Below are 7,546 nucleotides of genomic sequence, written 5' to 3' on the forward strand. Positions count from 1 at the left end.
GGGTTTTTCAGTGTCGGGGTGGCGGGATTCGAACCCACGACCTCTTCGTCCCGAACGAAGCACGCTACCAAGCTGCGCCACACCCCGTGTGAAGCCACGACAGCGTATCGCACCGGCGCGGAAGGCGGCCATATGTGCTGTGCGTCGGAGCTTGATGGCGGCGACCCGCTGCGCCCGGCTCCGCCGCGCTTGCGATCGCCGCGGCCTTCGATGACCCAGATCACTTGCCCGCCAGACGATGAGATCGCCCACGGCGGGGCATGGATAGCTGCAAACCGCGACCACATTAGGCAGACTGGCTAACAACGAATTGTCACCGCCGCCAAGGGAGCCAGATCATGACGCTATTGGGCGCCGCTTTGTACTGCGGCTTCTTTGGTCTCGCGGCGTTGTGGCTGCTGGCCACCGGCCCGGATGCCGCGCCGGACACCGAAGAAGCTCAGCCCCAACGGCAGGAACGCTCGAATTCCACCAGCGCCGCGGCCGGCCCGGCCGGGTCGAGCCCCTGCTGGGCCACCCAGTCGTCGCAGAAGTAGGTGTCGATGTAGCGGTCACCGGAATCGGCGAGCAGGGTGACCACCGACCCGCTGCACCCGTCGGCCACCATCGCGGCGAGCAGCCCGAAGGCTCCCCACACGTTGGTGCCGGTCGACGCCCCCACCCGCCGGCCCAGCACCGCGCTGACGTGGCGGGTGGCGGCGATCGACGCGGCATCGGGCACCGAGACCATCCGGTCGACCACGTCCGGCAGAAACGACGGCTCCACCCGCGGCCGGCCGATGCCCTCGATGCGTGACGACCCGGCAACGACGGTGTCGAAGCGGCACTGCGCGTAGGCCGGGAAGAACGCCGAGTTCTCCGGGTCGACGACACACAGCCGGGTGGCGTGCCGGCGGTAGCGGATGTAGCGGCCGATCGTCGCGCTGGTGCCGCCGGTGCCGGCCCCGACCACGATCCACTCCGGGACCGGATGGGCCTCGTCGCGCATCTGCTCGTAGATCGACTCGGCGATGTTGTTGTTGCCGCGCCAGTCGGCGGCGCGTTCGGCGTTGGTGAACTGGTCCAGGTAGTGCCCGCCGGTCTCGGCGGCGATCCGCTCCGCCTCGGCATAGACGTCGCCGGCACGTTTGACGAAATGGCAGCGCCCGCCCTGCGCCTCGATCAGCGCCACTTTGGACGCGCTGGTCGAACTAGGCATCACCGCGACGAACGGCAGCCCCAGCAGCGCCGCGAAGTACGCCTCGGACACCGCGGTGGACCCCGATGACGCTTCGATCACCGTGGTGTCCTCGTCGATCCACCCGTTGCACAGGCCGTAGAGAAAAAGCGAGCGGGCCAGGCGGTGCTTGAGACTGCCGGTGATGTGGGTGGTCTCGTCTTTGAGGTACAGGGCCACATCCACATCCGAATCCCACGCCGACGGCAGCGGGTAGCGCAGCAGGTGAGTGTCGGCGCTGCGCCGGGCGTCGGCCTCGATCAGCCGGATCGCGTTGTCGGTCCAATGGCGCGGATGGTCGTGGGCCGCAACCCGGGCCGGCTGGGTCAACGGGCTGAAACGCCGGCCCGCGATGTGTCGAGTGTGATCCGTGAATCGTGGCCGCCGGTCGGGGCCGCGACCAGGGTCAGTAGGGTGGCCTCCGGGCGGCAACAGAGCCGCGCCGGCGCAAACGGCGAGGTGCCGATCCCCGCGGAGACGTGCAACCGCATCTGCGCACCCCACCGCGACGCGCCTTTGACCCGGGAGCGGTCCAGACCGCAGTTGGTACCCACCAGCGGACCGTAGAACGGCAGGCACACCTGCCCGCCATGGGTGTGACCGGCCATCACCAACTGGTAACCGTCGGCGGCGAAGCGGTCCAGCACCCGCGGCTCCGGTGAGTGGGTGAGCCCCAGCCGCAGGTCGGCGGCCGGGCTGGCGGGGCCGGCGATCGTCTCGTAGCGGTCCCGGCCGATGTGTGGGTCGTCGACGCCGGCCGCGGCGATCCGCAAGCCCGCCACCTCGACCTCGCGGCGGTTGTGGGTGAGGTCCAGCCAGCCCCGCTCGGCAAACGCCGCCCGTAGGTCCTGCCAGGGCAGCGGCGCACCGTAGACACGGTGCGCCGGATTGGTCACGTAGTGCGCCGGGTTCTTCAACCGCGGCCCGAAGTAGTCGTTGCTGCCGAAGACGAAGAGCCCCGGCACCGAGAGCAAGTCGCCCAGCGACTGCACGACCGTCGGCACCGCCCTCGGGTGCGCCAGGTTGTCACCGGTGTTGACGACCAGGTCAGGTTCCCAGCCCGCCAGTCTCCGCAGCCAGGCCTGCTTGTAACGCTGCTGGGGCCGCATGTGGATGTCGCTGATGTGTAGCACCCGCAGTGGTGACGATCCCGGGTTGAGAACCGGCATCGTCACCTCGCGCACCAGGAACGCGTTGCGCTCGACGATCGAGGCATACCCGATCGCGAGCGCGGCCGGCCCCAGTGCTGCGAGGGCCGACTTCGTCAGGGCGGATGGTAGGGATGGTGCTGCCATGCTGGCAGCCTACTGCCCCGGCGGACCGCGGCTACGGCGGTGGCGGTGGTGCCGGCGGAGGCAGCAGCGGAATCGTGATCGGTGGCAGGCCCGGTATCTCCACCACCGTCCAACCCAGCTGCTCCTGGGGCGGCACTCCTTCGGGCGGGGGCGGCGGTGGCGGCGGGATGCCGTTGCTGATCTGGATGGTGACGATGGAGCCCGGGATGGTCTGACCGGCCGGCGACGTGCCGACCACCGCACCATTGCGGGCAGTACTGTTGATCGCGCTGGGCTGATCGGCGACCTGGAAGCCGGCTTCGATCAGCCGCTGGCGGGCGGCGTTCATATCCAGGCCGGACACGCTGGGCACCTTCGAGTTGGGACCGCCGTCGACATAGCGTGGATCGGTCGGGGGTAGGGCCACCGGCCCGAAGCTCTCGGCGATCGGCTTCATCGCGGTGAACCAGGTGCGGGCCGGTTCGTTGCCGCCGAACAGGTCGCCGTCGCCGCAGTGGCGCAACGGGAAAGAGCACAGGTCCGACGGCGAGCTGGAATCGTCGTAGACGTAGTTCGCCGCCGCGTAATGGTTGGTGAAGCCGACGAAACCCGACGACCGGTGCGCTTCGGTGGTGCCGGTCTTGCCGGACATCGGTAGGCTCCAACCGGCCGCGCCCGCCGCGGGTGAGGCGGTGCCACCACCCAGTGCGTCCTTGCTCAGCGCGTTGGCCAGGGTATTGGCCAGGCCTTCGGGCACCACCTGATCGCAGGTTTCGGTGGTGACGGCCACTTCGTTGCCGTCGCGGTCAAACAGCTTGTCGATCGGGTTGGGGGGGCACCACATGCCCCCCGACGCGAGGGTGGCCGCGACATTCGACAGCTCCAGTGCGTTCACCTCGATCGGGCCCAGGGTGAACGACCCGAGGTTCTGTCGTTTGACGAATTCGGCCAGGCTCTCGGTGCTGTCCGGATCGTAGTCGCGGGCGGTTCCGGGGTCGGTGTAGGAGCGCAGCCCGAGTTTGACCGCCATGTCCACCGTGCGCGGCACGCCGACCTGCGAGATCAACTTCGCGAATGCGGTATTCGGTGAGGTGGCCAGGGCATCGGTCACGTTCATCGGCGACCGGTACGGGGCGACGTTCACCACGCACCAAGTCTCCTTCGGGCACCCCTTGGCCCCGCCGCTGCCCAGACCCTTGGCATCGAACCGGCCGGGCACCTCGAGTTGCGCACTGGTGCCCATACCCAACTCCAGTGCGGCGGCTGCGGTGAAGATCTTGAAGACGGACCCGGCGCCGTCGCCCACCAGTGAGAACGGCTGCGGCCGCATGGTCTCGCCGAGGTCGGTGTCCAGCCCGTAGCTGCGGTTGCTGGCCATCGCCAGCACCGGGTGGCTGTCCTTGCCGGGCCTGATCACACTCATCACGCTGGCGACACCCGGCACGGTGGGGCTTGCGAAGCTGTCGATCGCCTGCTTGACCGGGGCCTGTACGTCAGGGTCCAGCGTCGTGCGGATCAGGTAGCCGCCCCGGGCCACCTGCTCCTTGGTGATCCCGGCCCGCGAGAGGTATTCCTGCACGTAGTCGCAGAAAAAGGCCCGATCGCCCGCGGCTATGCAGCCGCGTGGCAGCTCGTTGGGTTGGGCCAGGATGCCGAGCGGCTCCGCCTTCGCGGCACGCAGTGCGTCGGCCTCCTTGGGCAGATTCTCGATCATGGTATCCAGCACCACGTTTCGCCGTGCCAGCGCACCCTCCGGGTTGGTGTAGGGATTCAGCGAGCTGGTCGACTGCACCAGACCGGCCAGCAACGCCGCCTGCTGCCAGTTCAGCTCTGAAGCATTCACCCCGAAGTAGGTCTGGGCCGCGTCCTGCACGCCGAAAGAGTTGTTGCCGAACGACACCAGATTAAGGTAGCGGGTCAGTATCTGCGATTTGTTGAACGTTTTGTCCAGGGTGAGCGCCATCCGGATTTCCCGCAGCTTGCGTGCCGGAGTGGTCTCGGTTGCGGCGCGTTTCTCGGCGTCGGTCTGGGCAAGCACCAGCAACTGGTAATTCTTCACATACTGCTGTTCGAGGGTGGAACCACCACGGGTGTCGATGTCGCCGGACGCGTAGCCGGCCAGGCCGGCCAACGTGCCCTTCCAGTCCACACCGTTGTGCTCAGCAAACCGTTTGTCCTCGATGGAGACGATCGCCAACTTCATCGTGTCGGCAATTTTGTCGCTGGGCACCTCGAACCGTCGTTGCGAGTAGAGCCACGCGATGGTGTCGCCCTTCGCGTCGACCATCGTCGACACCGCGGGCACGGCGCCGTCCACGAGTTGAGCCGAACCGTTTGAGACCACGTCGGAGGCGCGGTTGGACATCAGCCCCAGCCCGCCGGCTACCGGGAATAGCAGCGCGGCGACGACGACGCTGGCGAGCAGGCAGCACCCCGCCAGTTTGGCCACCGTGGCCACCGTGTCAGGGGTCGGGGGACGCTCCGACATGGGTACCACAGTAGCGACGGCACCCGGCATGCCCTAAGAGCAGACCCCGAACAGCCGGCCGGAGGAGCTGTCTGTGCCGGCACCGACCACCGGCCCGACGGTCGTCCACGGTTGTCCTTTCAGGGTGTTGTTATGGTCGGACTGCACGTTCGTCCCAAAAAAGTCGGTATCAAACTGTTGCGTAAGCGTGACCTGAGCACCTAAGTTATAGACGCGCTGCGACTCAGGTAACACTGACTGAGCAATGTGGCGTGGATCTCAACCGCGATCCACATTCTACTGAATAGGCGGCTGCGCTGGTAGCCGGGAGGGAGCGATCATCGTGTCGGCTACGCGGCCCGGAGTGCGGAGGACCAACACATCAGCAGTGGCATCCGCTCACCACGTGCTGTGCGGCGCCGGCGACGAGGGTCGGATCGGATGGGTCGCCAAAGCCCTGTGCCAGACCATCGATCCCGACGACCTCTTCGTGCGCGGAGCGGCACAGCGCAAGGCCGCGGTGATCTGCCGACACTGTCCGGTGATCCTGGAGTGTGCCGCCGACGCCCTGGACAACCGCATCGAGTTCGGTGTCTGGGGCGGCATGACCGAGCGGCAACGACGCGCGCTGCTCAAGCAGCACTCCGAAGTGACGTCGTGGGCGGACTACTTCGGTGCGCAGCGCAAGCAACGCGATGTCGGCTAGTTTCTGGCTAATTTCTGGCTACTTCCGCCTCGCCGCCGCGGCGGCACCGGTGGATGTCAGCTGATCGGCGATCGCGCCGAGCGCTTCCAGGTCGGAAACGTCGAACGGCAATGACGGCACCCCGACGACAGGCACGCTGGGGTTGGCCCCGGTGAACCGCGACAACAGCCGGGTCTCCCGTTTGGCGATCGCCGCGCGCTCGGCATGGATCCGCAACACCGCGATGGTCAGCGCCACGGCACCGTCGGCACCGTCGCCACCATCGGCACCATCGGCCGTTTTGCCCTCCTGCTTCTCCTGTAGTGTCTCCACCCCGTCGATCGCGCGCTCGACCGGCAACACGCACAGCATGGGGTGGGTGCGATTCAGGATCAACCCGGCCAGCGGCATGCACTCCTGGGACAACCGGTCGACGAAGAACGACGCCTCCCGCAGCGCGTCGGGCTCGGCCGCCGACACCACCACGAACTGAGTGCCCCGCCGCTTGAGTAAGTCGTAGGTGCGATCAGCCTTCTCCCGGAAGCCGCCGAACGTAGCATCCAGTGATTGCACGAAAGACGCTGCATCAGAAAGCATTTGAGAGCCCAGCACTGTCGACAGGGCTTTCATCGCCAGCCCGAGCGCCCCGGCGACCAGCCGCCCGATCCCGCGCCCGGGACCCAACAGCAGCCGCCACAGCCGGCTGTCCATGAAGCTGCCCAACCGTTTCGGCGCGTCGAGAAAGTCCAGCGCGTTGCGCGACGGAGGAGTGTCCACCACCACCAGATCCCAGCGGTCCTGGCCGAGCAGCTGACCGAGCTTCTCCATCGCCATGTACTCCTGCGTGCCGGCGAGCGAGGTAGCGACGGTCTGGTAGAACTGGTTGTTCAAAATCGCGTTCGCCCGTTCGGGTCCGGAGTATGCGGTCACCATCTCGTCGAAGGTGCGACGCATATCCAGCATCATCGCGTGCAGCTCACCGCGGACTTCCGGTGCCAGCGGCACCCGCTGGGGGGTGTTGCCCAGAGCGTTGACCCCCAGCGCCTGTGCCAGGCGTTTGGCCGGGTCGATGGTCAGCACCACCACGGTGCGGCCGTATTCGGCCGCCCGCAGCGCCATCGCCGCGGCGGTGGTGGTTTTGCCGACACCGCCGGCGCCGCAGCACACCACCACTCGGTTGGCGGTGTCGGCCAGGATTGCGGCCATGTCCAGCGCGGGTGGCCTGCCGGCCGGGTTGGGACTCACCGGACCCCCTGTTGGGCAAGGGTTTCGGAGAGTTCGTAGAGGCTGCCGAGATCCACCCCGTCGGCAATCGTCGGCAACTCCAGCCGCGGTATGTGCAGCCGCGCCAGCTCCTCGGCGGTCTCGGCGCGCGCGATGATCCGGGTGGCGTGCTGGATGGTCTCGGTCAACAGGCCCGCGAAGTCGGCGTCGGTCAGCGTGATCCCGGCCATGGTCAGCCCAGTCCGGACCGCATCCGCGTCGACCACCCCCTCGACGGCCTTCGTCAGCTCGTCGGGTGTCAGATGGGCGGGGATGTTGCGGTTGACGATCACACTGCCGATCGGCAGGTCCAGCTGCCCTAACTCGTCGATCGCCTCGATGGTCTCCTGCATGGGCAGCGCCTCCAACAGCGTCACCAGGTGGATCGCGGTCTGATCGGAGTGCAGCAACTTCACCACGCCGTCGGCCTGCGAGTGCACCGGCCCGCCCTTGGCCAGATCGGAGACCGCCTTGGTGACGTCGAGGAAACGCGCGAGGCGCCCGGTTGGGGGGGCGTCGACGACGATGGCGTCATAGACCGGAAGTTTGTTCTTGTCGACCTGGATCACCGCGTACTTGATCTTGCCGGTGAGGATCACGTCCCGCAGCCCGGGCGCGATGGTGGTCGCGAACTCGACCGC

At 67.4% G+C, this 7,546-nt stretch carries 5 protein-coding genes, 1 tRNA gene and 1 pseudogene; 1 reads left to right on the plus strand and 6 read right to left on the minus strand.

What is annotated here, in order from left to right; genetic code table 11:
* Window positions 1-13: 13 nt before the first annotated feature.
* The 4 genes from AC2VON_RS00850 to ponA2 form a co-directional block, all read right to left on the minus strand.
* Window positions 14-87 (minus strand) — tRNA-Pro (locus tag AC2VON_RS00850).
* Window positions 88-439: 352 nt separating this feature from the next.
* Window positions 440-1,546: an L-cysteine desulfhydrase Cds1 gene (gene cds1, locus AC2VON_RS00855; RefSeq protein WP_486951250.1), complete on the minus strand. Its 1,107-nt coding sequence runs from the start codon at window positions 1,544-1,546 to the stop codon at window positions 440-442.
* Window positions 1,543-2,511, minus strand: coding sequence for a metallophosphoesterase (locus AC2VON_RS00860; RefSeq protein ID WP_486951251.1), 969 nt, complete (start codon window positions 2,509-2,511; stop codon window positions 1,543-1,545). The genes cds1 and AC2VON_RS00860 overlap by 4 nt, the downstream gene beginning before the upstream one ends.
* Before the next feature lie 31 nt (window positions 2,512-2,542).
* Complete coding sequence (ponA2, locus tag AC2VON_RS00865) at window positions 2,543-4,978, minus strand: transglycosylase/D,D-transpeptidase PonA2 (protein WP_486951252.1); 2,436 nt, start codon at window positions 4,976-4,978, stop codon at window positions 2,543-2,545.
* A gap of 322 nt (window positions 4,979-5,300) precedes the next feature.
* Here ponA2 and AC2VON_RS00870 point away from each other — a divergent pair, with 322 nt between their 5' ends.
* Window positions 5,301-5,663, plus strand: coding sequence for a WhiB family transcriptional regulator (locus AC2VON_RS00870; protein ID WP_486951253.1), 363 nt, complete (start codon window positions 5,301-5,303; stop codon window positions 5,661-5,663).
* Between the two features lie 18 nt (window positions 5,664-5,681).
* On the opposite strand, the gene bagB is transcribed toward AC2VON_RS00870, so the two are convergent.
* Both bagB and AC2VON_RS00880 read right to left on the minus strand, forming a co-directional pair.
* Window positions 5,682-6,848 (minus strand): ATPase BagB, encoded by a 1,167-nt coding sequence (gene bagB, locus AC2VON_RS00875; protein WP_486951254.1) that lies wholly within the window; start codon window positions 6,846-6,848, stop codon window positions 5,682-5,684.
* Window positions 6,849-6,883: 35 nt separating this feature from the next.
* A pseudogene (locus AC2VON_RS00880) lies at window positions 6,884-7,546 on the minus strand (ATPase); the annotation flags it as partial.

It is taken from the genome of Mycobacterium sp. TH-M82 (assembly GCF_057473605.1).

What these genes read in the sequence shown, in the direction of transcription:
- AC2VON_RS00860 (WP_486951251.1), bottom strand. Translation starts at nt 2,511, where the DNA reads ATGGCAGCACCATCCCTACCATCCGCCCTGACGAAGTCGGCCCTCGCA.
- ponA2 (WP_486951252.1), bottom strand. Translation starts at nt 4,978, where the DNA reads ATGTCGGAGCGTCCCCCGACCCCTGACACGGTGGCCACGGTGGCCAAA.
- bagB (WP_486951254.1), bottom strand. Translation starts at nt 6,848, where the DNA reads ATGGCCGCAATCCTGGCCGACACCGCCAACCGAGTGGTGGTGTGCTGC.